This window comes from Rhodococcus sp. 2G, assembly GCF_001886355.1.
Lineage (GTDB): Bacteria > Actinomycetota > Actinomycetes > Mycobacteriales > Mycobacteriaceae > Rhodococcus > Rhodococcus pyridinivorans.
In genome coordinates this window covers 506,100-523,214 of record NZ_CP018063.1, presented here as the reverse complement: position 1 = coordinate 523,214, position 17,115 = coordinate 506,100, and the positions used below count along the sequence as shown (strand labels likewise).

Annotated in this window: 13 protein-coding genes; 3 read left to right on the top strand and 10 right to left on the bottom strand. The window is 69.2% G+C overall.

Annotated elements, in window-relative coordinates:
- Positions 1–9: 9 nt before the first annotated feature.
- The 8 genes from BO226_RS02480 to BO226_RS02445 form a co-directional block, all read right to left on the bottom strand.
- Positions 10–1,437, bottom strand: coding sequence for a lipase maturation factor family protein (locus BO226_RS02480; protein ID WP_071934550.1), 1,428 nt, complete (start codon positions 1,435–1,437; stop codon positions 10–12).
- Between the two features lie 139 nt (positions 1,438–1,576).
- Positions 1,577–3,454 (bottom strand): exodeoxyribonuclease V subunit alpha, encoded by a 1,878-nt coding sequence (recD, locus tag BO226_RS02475; protein ID WP_037215769.1) that lies wholly within the window; start codon positions 3,452–3,454, stop codon positions 1,577–1,579.
- An 8-nt stretch (positions 3,455–3,462) separates the two neighbouring features.
- Positions 3,463–6,795: a UvrD-helicase domain-containing protein gene (locus BO226_RS02470; RefSeq protein WP_019287995.1), complete on the bottom strand. Its 3,333-nt coding sequence runs from the start codon at positions 6,793–6,795 to the stop codon at positions 3,463–3,465.
- A 14-nt stretch (positions 6,796–6,809) separates the two neighbouring features.
- Positions 6,810–10,103, bottom strand: coding sequence for an exodeoxyribonuclease V subunit gamma (gene recC, locus BO226_RS02465; RefSeq protein WP_033097262.1), 3,294 nt, complete (start codon positions 10,101–10,103; stop codon positions 6,810–6,812).
- 129 nt (positions 10,104–10,232) lie between these two features.
- Entirely contained in the window at positions 10,233–10,463 is a 231-nt protein-coding gene (locus tag BO226_RS02460) for an RNA-binding S4 domain-containing protein (protein WP_006550649.1), read from the bottom strand.
- Between the two features lie 100 nt (positions 10,464–10,563).
- Complete coding sequence (locus BO226_RS02455; protein WP_019287992.1) at positions 10,564–10,761, bottom strand: hypothetical protein; 198 nt, start codon at positions 10,759–10,761, stop codon at positions 10,564–10,566.
- 165 nt (positions 10,762–10,926) lie between these two features.
- A complete protein-coding gene (locus BO226_RS02450; RefSeq protein WP_033097261.1) occupies positions 10,927–11,427 on the bottom strand; it encodes a DUF2505 domain-containing protein in 501 nt (166 codons plus the stop codon).
- A 66-nt stretch (positions 11,428–11,493) separates the two neighbouring features.
- Positions 11,494–11,829 carry a hypothetical protein gene (locus tag BO226_RS02445; protein WP_033097379.1) on the bottom strand — a complete coding sequence of 112 codons (336 nt, stop codon included), beginning with the start codon at positions 11,827–11,829 and terminating at the stop codon, positions 11,494–11,496.
- Positions 11,830–12,170: 341 nt separating this feature from the next.
- On the opposite strand from BO226_RS02445, the gene BO226_RS02440 reads away from it, so the two are divergent.
- Positions 12,171–13,130 (top strand): hypothetical protein, encoded by a 960-nt coding sequence (locus BO226_RS02440; protein WP_006550653.1) that lies wholly within the window; start codon positions 12,171–12,173, stop codon positions 13,128–13,130.
- 15 nt (positions 13,131–13,145) lie between these two features.
- Here the strand turns inward: BO226_RS02440 and BO226_RS28365 are convergent, their stop codons facing one another.
- Complete coding sequence (locus BO226_RS28365) at positions 13,146–13,271, bottom strand: hypothetical protein (RefSeq protein WP_257785272.1); 126 nt, start codon at positions 13,269–13,271, stop codon at positions 13,146–13,148.
- Between the two features lie 41 nt (positions 13,272–13,312).
- Between BO226_RS28365 and BO226_RS02435 the strand changes: the two genes are divergently transcribed.
- Positions 13,313–14,026, top strand: coding sequence for a type 1 glutamine amidotransferase domain-containing protein (locus tag BO226_RS02435; protein WP_006550654.1), 714 nt, complete (start codon positions 13,313–13,315; stop codon positions 14,024–14,026).
- Here BO226_RS02435 and BO226_RS02430 read toward each other — a convergent pair.
- A complete protein-coding gene (locus BO226_RS02430) occupies positions 14,016–15,038 on the bottom strand; it encodes an alpha/beta hydrolase (protein WP_071934549.1) in 1,023 nt (340 codons plus the stop codon). The genes BO226_RS02435 and BO226_RS02430 overlap by 11 nt on opposite strands.
- 609 nt (positions 15,039–15,647) lie before the next feature.
- Here BO226_RS02430 and BO226_RS02420 point away from each other — a divergent pair.
- Positions 15,648–17,105: a benzaldehyde dehydrogenase gene (locus BO226_RS02420; RefSeq protein ID WP_006550656.1), complete on the top strand. Its 1,458-nt coding sequence runs from the start codon at positions 15,648–15,650 to the stop codon at positions 17,103–17,105.
- Positions 17,106–17,115 lie beyond the last annotated feature (10 nt).

The following is a 17,115-nucleotide window of genomic DNA, read 5'->3' as shown; positions in this document are numbered from 1 at the left end:
GGAGCGCGGTCAGGGCAGGTCGTCCCGCGCCATCGGCATCATGAAATCGCCGATCTCGTCCCGCATCCACCACTGGCGCGTCGCGCGTCGTTCGGCGCGCGTGGCGAAGCGGTAGCGGAACAGGCGGGCCCGCACCAGACGGGGCGGTTCGTCCGGGAACGGGTTGTGCCGGAGCAACTTCACGGTGGCCGGATCGTTCTCCAGCAGTTTTCCCGCGAACCGCGGGAACCACCCCGCGGCGTAGTCGCGCGAGATCCCCGCGAACCACATCAACCAGTCCAGACGCAGGTGGTACGGCGCGTACTGACGAGGCCTGCGATACACGTCGCCCGGTTTGCCCTTGAACTCGTACTCGCGCCACTCCGTCGCCGGTGTCACCACCGCATCGGTGGTGCCTTCGACGATCACTTCCCGCCGGGTGCGTGTGACGGTGCCGAACGCGCCGTAGGTGTTCACGAAGTGCCACTTGTTGAACGAGGCGTTCATCGCCTGCCGATGCGACATCAGATTCGACACCGGCCAGTAGCTGAGCACCGCGACCAGCACGGTCAGCGCCACCACGGCGACGGTGAACGCGATCGGTGTCGGACCGTAGGTCGTGGTGGAGTCGATCAGCAACCCGTAGAAGCTGTCGGGCACCACCGACAGCGCGATGACGATGGTGATCCAGTTGAGCCACGCGAAATTGCCGCTCGTCACCAGCCACAACTGCGTGACGATCATGATCAGTGCGGCGATCCCGGCGACCGGTTGCGGCAGGAACAATCCGAACGGCACGACGAGCTGGGTGAAGTGGTTACCCGCCACCTCCACCTTGTGCAGCGGCCGCGGGATCAGGTGGAAGTAGCGGCTGAGCGGGCCGGGCATCGGCTGGGTTTCGTGGTGGTAGTACAGGCACGTCAGATCGCGCCAGCACCGGTCGCCACGCATCTTGATCAGTCCGGCACCGAACTCCAGGCGAAACAGCAACCAGCGCAGCAGGATCAGCACGAGCAGCGGGGGCGCGGTATCGGCGTTGCCCAGGAAGATCGCGAGCACACCGCCCTCGAGCAGCAGCGACTCCCAGCCGAACGAGTACCAGACCTGGCCGACGTTGACGATCGACAGGTACAGCAGCCACATCACGATCCACACGAGCATGCAGACCACGAGCGGCAACTGCTCGGTGACACCGAGCACCGTCACCACCGACAACACGAGACCCACCGCGGCAACCGCGGTGAACAGAGCGTCGGAGTATCTCCAGTGGAACAGGCTCGGCGACTGCCGGAACGATGTGAGCGCCAGGAAGCGCGGGGCGGGAAGGATGCCGCGTTCGCCGATCAGCGCCCGGAACTGCAGCAGGGCCGCGAGGAAAGCCACGGCGTACAGCACCGCGAGTCCACGGGTGACCAGCAGCCGCCCGATCGTGTACCCGTCCGCGTCCAACCAGTCCATCGCTCGGCTCGTTCGTCGTCTGTCGTGCGCGCCATCTCGAGCATGCCACGTCCGGTTCGCCGACGGAGACAGTGTTGCGACGATGGGTCGACGGGATCGGGCCTCGTCCTCACTCGATACGGGTGCGGAGACGGACCGGCTACACGCGGATCTCCCGCCGCAGCCCACTCGCTCGGAGCACCTGCCGTGCCACGCCCGCGCGTACCGCATCCTCGGTCCCGATGATCCGCACGTGCGACCGCGCACGCGTGATCGCGGTGTACAGCAGTTCGCGGGTGAGCAGCGCCGATCCCGAATCGGGCAGCACCACCGAGACGGTGCCGTACTGACTGCCCTGGCTGCGGTGGATCGTCATCGCGTAGACGGTGCTCACCGCCGGGAGCTGACTCGGGCGCAGTTCGAACGGCGTCTCGCCGCGTGCGAACGCCGCGACGAGTTCGTCGCCGCGCCGCACGACCACGCCGGTGTCGCCGTTGTAGATCTGCATGTCATGGTCGTTCGCGGTGACGAGCAACGGCCGGCCCGGATACCAGCTCTCGGGATCGAGTCGCTGCCCCGCGGCCTCCCCGATCCACTCGGCGGCCTGCCGCGCCCACCACTGCACGCCGGCCGGGCCGTCGCGGTGCGCGCACAGCAACCGATGTTCCTCGAACCGCTTCAGCGCCGTCTCGACGTCCCCCGTCTCGGCGGACTTGGTGACCTCGGCGGCGGAGCGGACGATGTCGTCGCGCAGGGCGTCGAGGTCGGAGGGGGCCACGAACGAGACCTCCGGGTCGCCCCTGCGCAGGATGTCGAGCACCTCGTCGCCGGCGCCCTTACGGACGGCCACCGCCAGCTCGGCGATCGCACCACCGAAGCGGCGGCCGCGACTCAGCCGCACGACACCGCCACCGAGCCGGGCGCGTTGGGCCGGAGTGAAGGCCGCCTCGGCGGGGTCGTCGGCGGCCGCCACATCGCGGGCGACGACCCGTTCGAAGACCGGATCGAGGGTGCCGCTGACCGGGCGCCCCACGAGGTCGGCAAGCACCGCACCGGCGTCGACCGAGGCGAGCTGGTCGGGGTCGCCCACGAGGACGAGCCGGGTGTCGGGCCGCACCGCCTCGAGCAGGCGGCACATCATCGTCAGCGACACCATCGACGTCTCGTCGACGACGATCACGTCGTACGGCAGGTGGTTGCCCGCGTGGTAGCGGAAGCGGGTGCGGCCGCGCTGCCAGCCGAGCATCCGGTGCACGGTCATGGCGGTGAGATTCGGCGGCAGACCCAGCTCGGTCTCCTGCTCGCGCACCGATTCCTGGAGGCGCGCAGCGGCCTTGCCGGTGGGAGCGGCCAGGCCGATGCGCAGTTCGTGTCCGTACAGGCGGGTGAGCAGCGCGAGGATCCGCGCCACGGTGTGGGTCTTGCCGGTGCCCGGCCCGCCCGCGATCACCGTGGTCGGTCGGGTGGCGGCGAGTGCCGCCGCGACGCGCTGACGATCGGGTGCCGGCGCGGGCCGGGAGGGATCCTCGGGATGGTGGAACAGCTCGTCGAGTGTCGCCGCGATGCGCTCCTCGTCGAGGTCGGGGAACGTCGCCGTGCGCTCGGCGAGCACCCGGCGGATCGTCTGCTCCTGCCGGAAGTACCGGTCGAGATACAGCAGCGGACCTTCCGCGGTATCGACGAGACGCAGCGGACGCAGAGGTCCGCGGTCGCCACCGACCACGAGGGGGCTGCGACGCAGCGCCGCGAGCACGTCCTCGTCGCGAGGCCACGGCAGGCTCGCGGGGTCGACGACGGGATGGCCGTCCGCGTCCTCGTCGACCGTGACCTCGCGGAAACGGGTGAGGTCGAGGCACACCGACCCGGATCGCACGGCACGCACCGCCAGCGCGGTGGCGAGATGCACGTGCGGGTCGTCCTCGCCGCCGAGCGCCGCGAGTCGCAGGGCGACGTGCACGTCGGCGGCGGAGAGTGCGCCCACCTCGTTGAACTGCCGCAGAGCGCCCTTGCCGCGCTGGGCGATCCGAACGTCGGTCATGGACTCGATCACGAAATCATGGCCTTTCCGGCGAGGAGGTCGGACAGGTCGGTGACGAGATCGGCCGGCGGATGCCAGTCGAACACGCCACTGCCGGGTGGACTGTCCGGTCCGGCCATGCCGCGGACGAACAGGTACTGCACACCACCGAGGTGGACGTGCGGGTCGTAGTCGCGCATCCGCCACCGCAGATAACGGTGCAGGGCAACGGAATAGAGCAGAGCCTGCATCGGATAGTGCGCGCGGAGCATCTCCGCCGCCATCGACTCGCGGGTGTAGTGGGCGGTGGTCAGTTCGTCGACGGGCGCGAGCCGGTTGGTCTTGTAGTCGACGACGACGAATCGCGGACCGTCGGTGCGCAGCACGGCGTCGATACTGCCGTTGAGGTAACCCCGCAGCGGCACGGACTCGAGGGTGCGCACCAGATCGGCGTAGGTCGCCATCGGATCGTCGGCGGGCAGGTGCCGGCGCAGCAACCCACCGACCGCGTCGAGGGTGACGGTGACGGGCACCGGGCTGTCGCCTCCAGTGAGCGGCAACTCGAAGTCGAGTTCGGAGAGCCGGTCGGACGGCGTGAAGTCGGCGAGGGTCCGGCCGAGTGGCCCGAGCGGGGTGCGCATCACCGGGAGCAACGCCGCCGCGAGCTGGACGGGGTCTATCGGCGACATCTGGCGTCGCACCGTCTCGTGGCAGCAGTCGAGCAGTTCGGCCTCGAGGTCGGCGGCGGAGGTGTCGACGACCTCGAGGACGGCGTGCACCAGCGTGCCGAAGATCGTGCCGCCGGGCAGTCCGTTCATCGGTGACGGAATGCCTTCGCGCGCCGCTTCCGGTGCGCTCAGCGGAGGCTCGGCAGGCTCGTCGGTCGTCACCGGTTCCTCCACCTCACCGCTCACCACGGGCGCATCGTGCACCGAGGCGGTGAGCGCCGAATAGGAGGTCCTGCGCCAGTTCTCGTCGACGACCCGATCGAAGCGCGCGGCGGCGAGTGGGCCGGTCTCCACGCGGGGGCGGGTCCAGCGCAACACCGGAATCGGGTGCGGCCCGACCGCTTCGGCGGCGATGACCCCGTCGGCGCGCGCGGCCCACCGGTCGAATTCCTCGGCCATGGCCTCGTCGTGGCCGATCCGGCCTTCCGCGGAGACCTCTGCCGAACCGGGATCGCGGGCGAACAGCAACCGGTGCAGCGGAGACCGCGAGGTGGGGGTGGACGGCGCCCACCAGAGAGTGAGCGCACACTGCGCGCGCGTCACCGCCACGTACAGCAGGCGCAGTTCCTCTCCCGCCTCCTCGAGTTCGTGCTGACGCCGCCGCGCGACATAACCGGGACCGCTCTTGCCGCCCACATCGAGGATGCGTCGGCCGTACTCGTGCAGCAGCAGCTTGTCGGGCTCGGGGTTCTTCGCGGCATCCCACCCGTACGGGACGTGGACGACGGGGAATTCGAGTCCCTTGCTGCCGTGCACGGTGAGGATCTGGACCGCCGCGGCGTCGCTGTCGAGGCGCCGGATCCGGTCGGCTCCACCTCGGTCGGGGTCGTTGATGCGATCCTCGAGCCAGCGGGTGAGTGCCGCCAGCCCCAGCGACTGTGCCGAGGCGACGTCCTCGAGCAACTGTGCGACGTGCCGGATGTCTGTGAGGGTGCGTTCCCCGGACGGCTGATCGAGGAGGCGGGCCTCGACCGAACCGAAGGACGCGAGGCGTTCGAAGACGGCGGCGAAGCCGGTGCGGGCGTAGACGTCGTTCAGTTCGCGGAGCAGTCCGCCGACCTCCACGACCAGCGCTTCGCCCTCCGAATCGATGTCGGTCATCGTGCGGCCGAGCAACGGGGTGAGCGCGGCGAGCCGGACGCGATCGGCGCGATGGGGCTGCTCGAGCGCATAGAGAACCCACAGCCAGTGCTGTGCGGACGGTGTGGCGAACACACTCGTGCCCCCGGCGACCACGCACGGCACGTTCGCCTTCGTCAGCGCGTCGTGGACGAGCGTCACCTGTTTGTGTTTGCGCACGAGGACCGCGATGTGCCCGGGTTGCACACGCTCGGGCCCGGAACCGAGGTCGACGGTGACGTTCTCGTCGTCGAGCAGGCGCACGATGTCGGCCGCCACGTCGCGAGCGACCCGCCCACGTAAGCCGTCGAGGTTCTGCGGGAAACCCCAGTCGTTGAGCGGACCGGCACCGGCGCGGGGCAGGTGACGCACCCGCAGGGGCGCGATACCCGAGAGCCGGGAATCGGCGGCTGCCGCCTTCACCGGGTTCACCACGATGCGGGGATCACCGAGAGCCGCACCGAGATGGACGTGTTCGAGCGCCCGGACGAGATCGCCGTCGCTGCGCCAATTGGTGGTCAGCTCGCAGTAGGTGTCGGATTCGGAGACGGCGTCGAGATAGCTGAGCACCTCCGCGCCGCGGAAGGCGTAGATCGCCTGTTTCGGGTCGCCGACGAGCACGAGCGTGCTGTGCCCGTGGAACGCCCGGCGCAGGATCTCCCACTGCTTGGGGTCGGTGTCCTGGAACTCGTCGACGAGGACGACGGAGAAGCGCGCACGCATCCGCCGGCAGGCGGCGTCGCCGTGCTCCGGATCGCCGAGCACCGCGTGCAGTAGGGACAACTGGTCGTCGAAGTCGCGCAGTCCGAGCCGGCGCTTGCGCCGTTCTACCTCCTCGCGGACCGCACGCGCGAATTCCACACGCTCGCCTGCCGCGGTGCCGTCGGCGTCGTTCGGTGCGAGTTCGGCCTGCGGGTCGAAGATCGCCTCCTTCGCGGCGACGGCCGCCTCGGCGTAGGTGATGGGGGCCTGTCCCCTGCCGTAGCGCCGCAGGTAGAGATCGTCGACGACCTCCACCCGCAGGTCGTCGACGTCCTCGACGACCGTGACGTCGGGTTCGCGTTCACCGGCGATCCCGAGTTCGTCGAGCATGCGGCGGCAGAAGCCGTGCGTGGTGGAAATGGTGCCGGAGTCGAAGTCGGACAACGCCTGTCGTAGGCGGGCCCGCCGCGCGTCGACGTCCTCGCTCGCGAGATGACGGACGAGCATGTCGGTGCTCGCCCGCGCACTCTCGGGATCGGCGAGGGCGGTGGCGACCTGCGCGAACCGGTTCCGGGTACGTTCGCGCAGTTCCTGCGTCGCAGCCCGGCTGAAGGTGACGAGCAGCAGATCCGACAGGTGGGCGCGCCCTTCGGCGACGAACCGGGTGGCGAGCCCGACGATCGCGTACGTCTTCCCCGTTCCCGCGCTGGCCTCGAGAACGGTGGTGCCGCTCGGGAGCCGGCCGAGCAGATCGAAGCCTGCCGGCGGCGGACCGCCCGCGGCGCGCGGATCGGTGATGGCGGTATCGGGCACGCTGCGTCCTTCTCTCACGGGCGTCCCTGGTTCTCGGAGGCGAGCAGGGGTTCCCACAACCGTCGGGCGAGCACACCGAAACGGGTGGGGTCGTCGAACCAGCCGGCCTCGACACCCTCCGGTGCGTCGGCGGTGAGCTGCCCGAACGTGACGTCGGGCCCGTACAGATACTGCACGTGACGGTCCTTGCCGTCGCCGAACGCGCCACCGAACGCCTTCCCGGCGGCCGACAGTGCCATCTCCACGGAATCACCGCGGTGGCGGCGATCGGCGTACTCGGCCGACGCGCCCGTCACGAGCGGCAGCGGCCGGCACAGTCCACGATCGCGCAGATCGACGAGTGCGGCGAGCAGCGCGACGGGATCGGCGGGAGCCAGAAGGGTCGAGCGCCAGGCCGGATACGAGCGCGAACGGCTGCGCCCGGTGGTCACCGCACGCCACTGTCCGGGATGACCCGAGGCGACGACGGCGAGCAACCGGATCCATGCTTCAAGCCGGTGTTTCGGGGACAGCTTGGAATAGGTGCTGCGGGCCAGTACCTCGCCGTGTACACCTCCGACGGTGCCGGTGAGCCGACGACCGTCGCCGAGATCGACGCGGATGTCGACGGTGCGGGCCTGCCCGGTGTGCACACCGGCGCAGGCGTGCACGAGGCGGTCGACGTTGTCGCTCACCGCGTCGAGGGTCCTGCGGCCGAGCGCGAACGGCGGGAGCGTGCCGCGACGCCATTCCGCGTCCTGGAAGGCACCCGCGGACATGCCCGCCAATCGCGCTTCGAGCATGCGGTCGCCCAGTTGCCACTGAGCGAGACCGTCGAGTTCGACGTCGAGTGCGTCGGCGATGCCCTCGTCGGTGTCGGGGATCCGCAGACCGAGTCGCTGCCGGAGGAATCCCTGCGTCGGATGTGTCAGGAAGGAAACGAGTTCGTCGAGATCGACATCGGTGCGTGCCGGGGCCGGAAGGTCGTCGACGAGGAGCGCACCCGACCGGTCGCGCTCCACCGAAACTCCTTGTCCGGCACGGGCTCCCGCGAGTGCGGTGACACCGAACCCGAACGGGTCGTCGGCCCGGAAATTGCGCGGATCGAAGGGCTGCAGGGGATGTCGCCGCACGATGCGCTCGTCGTCGACGTCGACTCCCGTCATCGTCGACACCACGTCGCGCACCTCGGTGAGCGGAATCGCCGGTGGGCGCAGTGCTCCGGTGACGGCGTCGGCGCCGGTGTGGAACAACAGCACACGCTCCTCCGCGGCCATCAGCGCGTCGAGCAGCAGCTGCCGGTCCTCGCTGCGCGGATCACGCTCTCCCACACAGGGATTCTGGGTCAGGACATCGTCGCCGTCGATGTGGGCCGTGCGAGGGAAGACGTCGTCGTCGAGACCGAGGAGAACCACCACGCGATGGGGCACCGAGCGCATCGGCACCATCGTGCACACGGTCAGTTCGCCGGTACGGAAGTTCGAGCGCGACGGACGCCCGGCGAGCCGGGAGGAGAGCATGGACCGGACGTCGCTCAGGGACAACTGCGTGTCGCCGGCATGCTCGACGGCCTCGCCGATCTCGCGACGCGCGCGGGTGAGCTGCCATGCGTCGGCGGCGGGAACGTCGGCGAGCAGGTCGATGCCGTAACCGAGTTCGTCCGACCACCGCCCCGCCGGGTGCGGGCCGCGCAGCCGGAGCAGCACCACCGTCAGCCGGTCGATGAACTCGGCGAACCGACCGGCGAGGTCGATGTCGTTGCTGTCGACGTCGTCGAGGGGCAGTGACAGCGACAGCCACTCCCCGTCCGCTCCGTCGGCGGCGACACCGAGAAGGATGCGGTCGAGTGCCGCCCCGAAGGTGTTCTGCATGAAGTCGCCGAGACCGAAGCTCTTGCGCTGCCACGGGCCGAGACCCCAACGGGCACCGGTCTCGGTGGTCCACTCCTGCAGGCGTTCGAGTTCGTCGTCGTCGAATCCGAACTTGCGGCGCACCGGGGCGGAGGCGGCGAGATCGAGGACCTCGCTGGCGGTGACCCGGCCGTCGGCGAGCGCGAGCAGTTCGGACACCACCGCAAGCACCGGATCGGTGCGGCGCAGGCCACGATCGGCGAGACGGACCCGCAGCGTGTGGCCGGGATGCTCACCGACTCCGGCACCGAAGGCGGCGTGGACGAGCGGCGCGTACGTCTCGACGTCGGGGCACATGACGACGACGTCGCGCGGTTCGAGCGTGGGGTCGTCGCGGAACAGGTGCAGCAGGCACTCGCGGAGCACCTCGACCTGCCGGGTGGGGCCGTGGCAGGCATGGATCATCACGGTCCCGTCGGGCGCGGCCGATCCGTGTGCGGGGGCGCGGTCGTCGCGGAGATCGGCCTGCAACCGGCCGAGGAGCGTCGCCGGCGGCCGGGGTGAGGGATGCGGAAGGTCGGTGCACTCGAGGCCGGAGAGCCGGCTCTGAAGTTCGCGCACGTCGCGGCCGAGCGCGGCCAGCAGCGGGTGCTGCACCCCGAGAGCGCTGTGGTCGTCGGCGCGACGCATCGACTCCGGACGCCGGGTCAGTCCGTCCCACATCACCGGGCTCGGATGCGGAAGCCAGATGTGCACGTCGCGGTGGTGCCCGAGCGCGGTCAGCACCTCGACGAGGACGGTGTCGAGGCGGGTGGGACCGAACATCGAGAGTCGTTCGGGCAGGTCGACGACGTCGGGGTCGTCTCGCAGCCGGCCGCACAGTTCGTCGAGTCGCTGCGACGGGCTGTCGACGCCGATGCGGGCGCGCAGCCGTCGCCACAGCTCGGCTTGCCAACGCAGATGGTCGTCGAGAGGCGCACCCGTGCCGTCGGTGTCGTTCCCCGCCGCCCACTGGGAGATCATCCCGGGGCGCTGGAGTCCGTAACTGCGGAGAAGGCCGGTGAGATGCGCTGCGGTGGCGTACCGGCGTCCGGCCCGGTGGTCGCCGGCGCCGTGACCGAGATGCCGCGCGAGGGTGGCGCACCACGGTTCGCCGACGCACTCGTCGATCACCCCGAGCAGCGACCACAACATGCGGGAGGGATGCCACGGATCGTCGTCGGCGGTGATGCCGGAGGCCGCGGCGAGCGCTTCGTCGACGAGGCGGGACGGGGACGGGAAGTCGATGTTGGCGGCCACCCCGTCGCCGGCGGAGGAACCGAGCATTCCCGACAACCGCTGGGTGAGCCATCTTTCGACACCGCGCGCGGGCACCGCGACGACCTCCCGCGCGAACGGATCGTCGAGGGGCTCGGCGAGCACCTCGGCCAGCGCATCCGCCAGGATGCCGGTGCGCTCGGCACGGTGCAGTATCAGCACGCGTCGCTCCCCCTCGTCGTCGCTCGTTCCCGTCCGGTACGGCTTATCACACCGCCCGGACAGGCGACTGCGTCGCAGGTCGCGAGTGCTCCGTGCCGGAGGTTGCGGGCGCTCCGTGCGACGGACGAGCTACAGGACGGGACGAACCCCGCCGGGAGAGACGCCGAAGACCGCCATCGATCGCGTACCCACGATCGAGACGACGTCCCCGGCACGAAGTGGAGTACGGGGACTGCGGACCTGGCGATGATTGACGCGGACGAGACCTTCCATGAGCAGCGCCGCCGCTTCACCGCCCGAGCCGGCCAGTCCGCTCTCCTGGAGGAAACCGAACAGGGAGTCGCGCACGAGTGCCTCCATGACACCTACGGTCCCCTCCGGAGGAGACGATGCCTCCTCACACGGGGTCCGTGCGGGTGCACATCCGATGAACACACGGCGAACACCGGCGGGCCGGGATTCAGGTCTCGGTCGAGATGTCGAACAACGACAACTGGTTCCTCGTCATCTCGGCAGTGATATCCGCGCGGTAGCGCTCCCCCAGATTCTGTGCGACATGGGCAGGGCAACCGAGTTCGCTGCCGATCTGCTCCCAGGTGTATCCGGCCTCGCGGCGTTCCCACGCGTAGCCGCCGTCCTCGTCCCACGGCATCGACATGATCCGATGGTGGCCTGGGTCACACCCCTCTTCAACGACCTGACCCGGTGTGTCGCCGACGAATCCGGCGGGAACGACGATGCCGCCGTACCTCGGAAGAGGAACGACGGCATCGGACCAGATGATCCGTCGATCGGAAGCCGATCGATCGGGCGCCCCTGCGAATCAGTTCTCCGTGAGCCACTTGTCGAGGTCGGTCCGATCGTTCTGGACGATGTTCTCGACGAGCTGGACGATCAGGCCCTCGATCTGCCCACCGACGACGGGAACCTTGACGGTGGCCTCGCCACGCACCTCGATCTCGGTACCGCCGTCCGCGTTGCCACGAAGCTCCGAACGGGCCGCGATCGTGATCGGCAGCCCCGACGTGCTGCCGGCGAGGGTTCCCTGCGCCGTACCGTCCCCGAGTCCGCCCCATTCGTCGGTGCGCTCGATGATCAGAGGTCCTCGCACCACGCCCCGGACGACCGCGGGCAGCGCGGAGGTGTCGATCTGGTCGGAGACCTTCGCGCGGAAGGTCCCGGGACCGGAGCCGACCTCGAGCTGCGCCACGCCGGTCTGGCTCGCAGCCAGTCGGCTGTTCCAGAAGTCCTCGCTGGTCAAAGCGCCGTGGACGCGTTCGACGCTGTGGTCGAGCGTGGACGTGAAAACGAATTCCTTGGACATGACCGGAGACGATATCCTCCCGCTCGGATCTGGACGAAACGGGCCTACCGGTGTCGTTCTGCCACGTCAGAGAACAGCGACGAGGGTCGCCGCCACTCCTCCGACGACACCCACCAGAGCGAGCCCGGCCGCCAGGGATCCTGCGACCACCGCGGCGGCTGCGAATCCGCAGACGGCGAGGACGACGAACATCAGCATGCCCGCGATCGGGTGCTCGAGCAGGGCCGGCATCTCCTCCGTCACCGGAGGTTCCACCTCCCTCGACGCCACGGCGGCCGACGGCGGGGCCTCGACGGACCGCGCGTCGATCGTCTGCGCCGGAATGTCGGCCGACTGCGACGGAGCAACCGTCGCCGGAGCGGTGATCACGTCCGTGGGCATGACGGGTGCTGCCGTGGTCATCGTGTCGTCCCCGCTTTCCTTTGTGCTGCTTGCGGCCGTCTCACGGTCGCCGATCACCTGAGGAGTCAGGCGGACCGCGTCTCGTCCCGGCCTCGATCTCTCACGTCAAGGTGTGCTCCGAAGTTTCCCCGCGAGTAACCGGCTCAAACCGAGACCCGTGCGACTCGCGTGCGCCGAGTGGTCACTGCAGCAACGAACCCGACCAGAGGGTGTGTTATGGATCACATAGACGTTAGCAGTTACGGGGGTCGGGTAGCCGACAGTTGTCACGTCATTTCTCGATGGATGTGAATTCGTCGGTAGATCACCGACTCTTCCAGTGCGAAGGAGGCGAACGCACGATGACCGAGAACCGAACTCCCGCGTTGCTCACCCAGTTGCGCACTCTCCACGAACTGACCCATGCAGAGACCCAGGTCGCCGAAACGCGTGTCGCGCAGGCCCGAACCGAAGCGGTACGCAAGGAGCTGACCGAGAACGCCGAGAACTGCCGCATCCGTGCGGTGGCGATCGAAGAGGCGATCCGCGATCTGGGCGGACTTCCCGATGTGGTCGGGCCGTTCATCGGCCGCGCCGCCATCATGGTGAAGACCCTCACCGAGCAGGCGCAGCCGTTCGACGAAGCACTGCTGTCGGACCTCGCCCTCGAACATCAGCTCCTCGACCGTGCCCGCTACGTGAAGGCGCTGGCCATCGCGGGCGGACACAAGTCGATCGTGTCGCTGGCGGACCGTCTGATCACGGCTCACACGGCGACGGTCGAGTGGCTCACCACCGTCATCGCGGAGGAGGCGCTCGGTGGTCCTGCCGCTCTGCGTCGCACTCCTCTGCAGGCCGCGGCCGGCGCAGCGGTGCGCCTGGTCAACACGCCGGTCACCTGGTCGGCGCGCAGCATCGATCGAGCGATCGATGTCGCCCGCTCGACGCGTCCCCGCATCGAGTCGCTGCTCTCGCGCGGCGCGCATGCCGGTGACGTCGCAGCCAAGACCATCGGTGCCTCGCGCGATGCGGCTCTCGAGACGGCCGAGCGCGTGAGCCGTCGTGAAGGCGCCGACGGTACCGCCGACGCTCTGCACAAGGCACGCAGCGCCTCGGGTGTCCTCACCGAGGAGGAGTTGCCGATCCGGAACTACGACGATCTCACCGTCCCGAAGGCCGTGGCGGCGGTCAAGGAACTGACCGAGCCCGCGGACATCCGGGCGATCGTCGCCTACGAGGAAGCGCACAAGGCACGACACGGTGTTATCTCCGCGGCCCAGACCCGTCTGGCCGCCATCGCGCAGGAGGTGGTCGGCATCTGATCCGCCGCACCCCAGTCACGTCACACGATCGCCGGGTCCCTCGTGGGCCCGGCGATCGTCGTCACTGTCGCGGACCCGGCGACCGTCGTCACTGTCGCGGACCCGGCGACCGTCGTCACCGCCGGTGTCGGTCCCGCTCACAGCGGGTACCCGGCCTCTGCGTTCATCAGAGAGGACACACCATGACCCGCATCCTGTTCGTCGTCAGCTCCGCCGATCATTGGACATTGCAGGACGGCACCCGCCATCCCACGGGCTTCTGGGCGGAGGAACTCGTCGAGCCGTACACCGTCTTCGACGAAGCCGGCTACGACATCACCGTTGCCACTCCGGGCGGCCGCACGCCCGTCGTGGACCAGGCCAGCCTCGAACCCGACGCCGCAGGCGGTGAGGACCGCGTGGCCGAGTTGAAGTCGTCGCTCGAGAAGCTGCAGCCGGTACTCACCGGTGCGGCGGTGCTCGAGGACCAGCGGGCCGAGGACTTCGACCTGCTGTTCGTGCCCGGTGGCCACGCCCCGATGGAGGATCTGGCCGTCGACGAGCGGTTCGGTGAACTCGTCCGGCACTTCGTCGAGGCCGACAAAGTGGTCGCGATGGTGTGCCACGCCCCGGCTGCCCTGCTTCCCGCCCACGAGTCCGGCGGTCGCTGGTTGTTCGAGGGTTACAGCCTGACGGCGTTCACGAACGTCGAGGAGGTCCAGGCGGGACTGGCCGACAAGGCACCCTGGTTGCTGCAGGACCGCCTGCAGGAGGCCGGGGCCGTCTTCTCGTCCACGGACGCCTGGCAGCCGCACGTGGTGGTCGACCGCGTCCTGTATACGGGCCAGAACCCGGCCTCCTCGCGGCCGCTCGCCGAACGCATCGTCGCCGAGATCCCCGCGCGCGCTACGTCGTGACCTTGCGGACGAAATCGATCGTCCGCTCGAGCGCGGCACGCGCATCCGGTGTCGACAGATCGAACTGGTACTCGTGTGCCAGTTCCGGTGTGTGGTCGTCCGGATAGAACAACGCATCCACCTGCACACCCAGTCCGGTGAGCCGCTGCGCGAGCCTCTCGGACTGGGTGGCGGTGAGCGGATCGGCGTTGCCACCGGAGATGTAGGTGGCCGGGAAGTTCTCGGTGACCGAGTTCAATACCGACATCTGGCCCGCCGCATCCGAAGTGGCGAACTCCCGGGCGCCGGTGTAGGCCCACATCGCCTGCTCCACGCCCCATCCGGTCAGCCCGCCGCTCCCACCGATCGCGGACACGTCGTAGATGCCGCAGTTGAGCACGACACCGCGAACGTTCTCCCGAGTGAACGCCGGGTCGACACCGAGGGTCGCGGCGTAGTCGGGGTCGGTGGTCGCCGCGGCGATCTGCGCGGACAGTTGCGCCCCGGCCGAGTCACCGGCGAGCACGATCCGCTCGGTGTCGATGTGCAGTTCGTCGGCGTGCTCGAGCAAGTAGCGCTGTGCATCGACGAGTTGCCGCACCGGGGTCGGATAGCGGTGGCCCGGTGCGAGCGAGTAGCCGACCGACACCACGGTGAATCCGGCGGCCGCGAGACGCCTGTAGTAGCCCGCGTAGTTGGTGCGGTTACCCGACAACCACGCGCCACCGTGCGTCCACACGATCGTCGGCAGCGCCTCGGTGGTCCCCGGCGGTGTGTACACGTCGAGATAGGCGTCCGGGTCGTCCTCCCGATAGTGGAGGTCGGCGACGAAGTCCGTCTCCGGAGCGTCCACCGCGAGCTTCGCGGTCTGCTCCCGCGCGTCGCGTTCGAACACCTTCCGCACCACCAGTGATCCCGGCACAGGGGTGAGGACGAACGCCGCCGCCACGCCGACGAGCACCACGACGAAGACGATCAGGATCCATCGACCGACGCGCCGACGCGGCGCTCTGTCCGTACTGCCCTCCGACACCTGTCACTCCTACCCGGGTCACGACGCGCCCGGGCGGATCCGGACCGAACGATCATGTCAAACAGTGCGGCGGGATGCGGGTTCTCGGGCGGGGCGTCCGCGCCGCGAGACGACCGTCAGGGTTGTTCGCTCAGCGCCTGCAATCGGGTCTCCTCGAGGTCGAGGCGGCGCTGGGCCGCACCGAGCGTCTGCGAACTGTAGGTACCGCGCGCCCGGCCCTCGAGCAGGGCCCCGCGTTCGGCCGCGATGGTGAGCAGCCGCAGTGGTCACGACGACGAGAAGGACCCCGAGTCCGCTGATGGCCTTGAAGTTCCGGCGGAAGTCCTGGGCCGGCATGCTCAGCGCGGCCGAGTACAGCCGCGATGCTCACGGTGCCGGCGATGCCGACCACTGCCATGAGAGCCAGATCCATTCGGATCATCGTGCTCGCTCATGACCCTTCGGCCGCGGAGCGATGCACGTGGTGTTCGTCGTGCGTAGACGGATATCGCGGGCTTTCTCGTTGAATGAGAAGAATCGATCCTACGAGCCGTCATCGCTCCCACACTCGTGGAACACATCGGTGTCCCACGCGCGCGGGACGGCGACGACCACGCTGAGGAGAACTCTATGGCCTTGCTCGACGAAGCCCTGTGGACGGGAAAGATCCATCTCGACGGCTGGCGCCCCGGCAACGGCGGCACCACGAAGGTCACCAACCCCGCGACCGGGGAACAAATCGCCGAGATCGGCCTGGCCGACCCCGATGACGTCTACGCCGCCGCCCGCGCTGCCGCCGCCGCACAGAAGTCCTGGGCCGCCACGGCGCCGTCCGAGCGTGCGGAGATCCTCCGTCGCGCCGGCGAGAAGTTCCGTGAGCACGCCGACGAACTCATCGGCTGGGGACTCCGCGAGGCCGGGTCCATTCCGGACAAGGCCGCCATGGAGGTGTTCGGTTCCGCCACCGAGTGCTTCGAGGCGTCGGCGCTGCCCACCCATCCGCACGGTGAGTACCTGCCGTCGGACAACGGTCACTGGTCCATCGCGCGCCGCCTGCCCGCCGGCGTCGTCTCGGTGATCGCACCGTTCAACTTCCCGTTGCTGCTCGCGATGCGCTCGGTTGCCCCGGCTCTCGCCCTCGGCAATGCGGTGCTGCTCAAGCCGGATCCGCGGACCACCGTCATCGGTGGTGTCGCCGTGGCCCGGATCTTCGAGGAGGCCGGACTACCCGCCGGTGTGCTGCAGGTGCTGCCCGGTGGTGGTGACGTCGGCGCCGCAACCGTCGATGCTCCCGAGGTGCGGGTGGTCTCGTTCACCGGATCCACCGCCGCCGGACGCCACGTCGGCAAGGCCGGCGCGGAACATCTCAAGCGCACCCACCTCGAACTCGGCGGCAACAACGCGATGATCGTGCTCCCCGGCGCCGACGTCGATCTCGCTGCCGGTGTCGGAGCGATGGGATCGTTCTTCCACCAGGGCCAGATCTGCATGACCACCGGCCGGCACCTGGTGCACGAGTCCGTCTACGACGACTACGTGCGCGCCCTCGCCGCGAAGGCGGATGCACTCGTCGTCGGCGATCCCGCAGGCGGCCCGGTTCACCTGGGCCCGATCATCGACGAGCGTCAGCTGGCGAACATCGACACGATCGTGCAGGACACCGTCGCCGCGGGCGGCACTCTCGCTGCCGGAGGCACGCACGAGGGGTTGTTCTACCGGCCCACCGTCCTGACCGATCTGACCACCGAGATGCCCGCCTGGGGCCAGGAGATCTTCGGTCCCGTCGCGCCGGTGCTGAAGTTCTCCGACCCGGACGAGGCCGTCGAACTGGCCAATGCGTCCGAGTACGGCCTGTCGGTGAGCATCGTCGGCGACGTGGGACAAGCGATGAAGATCGCCGACCGGATCCACTCGGGCAAGATCCACATCAACGAGATGACCGTCGCCGACGAGGCCAACGCTCCCTTCGGCGGGGTCGGGGCATCCGGTACCGGTTCCCGTTTCGGCGGTCCAGCCGCGAACATCGAGGCGTTCACCGAGACCCAGTGGGTCACGGTGCGTCCCGACATCGCGCCCTACCCGTTCTGACGCAGATCGC

What these genes read in the sequence shown, in the direction of transcription:
- BO226_RS02480 (WP_071934550.1), bottom strand. Translation starts at nt 1,437, where the DNA reads ATGGACTGGTTGGACGCGGACGGGTACACGATCGGGCGGCTGCTGGTC.
- recD (WP_037215769.1), bottom strand. Translation starts at nt 3,454, where the DNA reads ATGACCGACGTTCGGATCGCCCAGCGCGGCAAGGGCGCTCTGCGGCAG.
- BO226_RS02460 (WP_006550649.1), bottom strand. Translation starts at nt 10,463, where the DNA reads ATGGAGGCACTCGTGCGCGACTCCCTGTTCGGTTTCCTCCAGGAGAGC.
- BO226_RS02455 (WP_019287992.1), bottom strand. Translation starts at nt 10,761, where the DNA reads ATGTCGATGCCGTGGGACGAGGACGGCGGCTACGCGTGGGAACGCCGC.
- BO226_RS02450 (WP_033097261.1), bottom strand. Translation starts at nt 11,427, where the DNA reads ATGTCCAAGGAATTCGTTTTCACGTCCACGCTCGACCACAGCGTCGAA.
- BO226_RS02445 (WP_033097379.1), bottom strand. Translation starts at nt 11,829, where the DNA reads ATGACCACGGCAGCACCCGTCATGCCCACGGACGTGATCACCGCTCCG.
- BO226_RS02440 (WP_006550653.1), top strand. Translation starts at nt 12,171, where the DNA reads ATGACCGAGAACCGAACTCCCGCGTTGCTCACCCAGTTGCGCACTCTC.
- BO226_RS02435 (WP_006550654.1), top strand. Translation starts at nt 13,313, where the DNA reads ATGACCCGCATCCTGTTCGTCGTCAGCTCCGCCGATCATTGGACATTG.
- BO226_RS02420 (WP_006550656.1), top strand. Translation starts at nt 15,648, where the DNA reads ATGGCCTTGCTCGACGAAGCCCTGTGGACGGGAAAGATCCATCTCGAC.